Origin of the sequence: Brevundimonas sp. DC300-4 (assembly GCF_049897365.1) — a bacterium.
In the GTDB taxonomy this organism is placed as follows: Bacteria; Pseudomonadota; Alphaproteobacteria; order Caulobacterales; family Caulobacteraceae; genus Brevundimonas.
Genome location: NZ_JAFCWC010000047.1, coordinates 1 through 884, shown reverse-complemented (window position 1 = coordinate 884; position 884 = coordinate 1). Strand labels below are relative to the sequence as shown.

The 884-nt window shown below is 65.2% G+C and carries 1 protein-coding gene; it reads left to right on the top strand.

All coding sequences use genetic code 11. The annotated features are described in order from the left end of the window. Positions 1-884 (top strand): elongation factor Tu (gene tuf, locus ACP7AZ_RS17800; RefSeq protein WP_426039981.1); only part of this gene is annotated, 884 nt, incomplete at both ends.

Here is an 884-nt window from a genome sequence, read left to right as displayed (position 1 = left end):
ATGGCCAAGGAAAAGTTCGAACGTAACAAGCCGCATTGCAACATCGGCACGATCGGTCACGTGGACCACGGCAAGACGACGCTGACGGCTGCGATCACGATGGTTCTGGCCAAGGCCAGCGGCGGCAAGGCGATGAACTACGCCGACATCGACGCCGCGCCGGAAGAAAAGGCCCGCGGCATCACGATCAACACCGCGCACGTGGAATATGAGACGGCGGCCCGTCACTATGCCCACGTCGACTGCCCCGGCCACGCCGACTATGTGAAGAACATGATCACCGGCGCCGCCCAGATGGACGGCGCGATCCTGGTGGTTTCGGCCGCCGACGGCCCGATGCCCCAGACCCGCGAGCACATCCTGCTGGCCCGTCAGGTCGGCGTGCCCGCCCTGGTCGTGTTCATGAACAAGGTCGACCTGGTCGACGACGCCGAGCTGCTCGAGCTGGTCGAGATGGAAGTGCGCGAGCTGCTTTCGTCCTACCAGTTCCCGGGCGACGACATTCCGATCACCATGGGTTCGGCCAAGGCCGCGACCGACGGCGTGAACCCGGAAATCGGCGAGCAGCAGGTTCTGGCCCTGATGCAGACCGTCGACGACTACATCCCGCAGCCGGCCCGTCCCCTGGACCTGCCGTTCCTGATGCCGGTGGAAGACGTCTTCTCGATCTCGGGCCGCGGCACCGTGGTCACGGGTCGTATCGAAAAGGGCATCGTCAAGGTCGGTGAGGAGGTCGAGATCGTCGGCATCCGTCCGGTCCAGAAGACGACCTGCACGGGCGTGGAAATGTTCCGCAAGCTGCTGGACCAGGGCCAGGCGGGCGATAACGTCGGCGTGCTGCTGCGCGGCACCAAGCGTGAAGACGTCGAGCGCGGCCAGGTCCT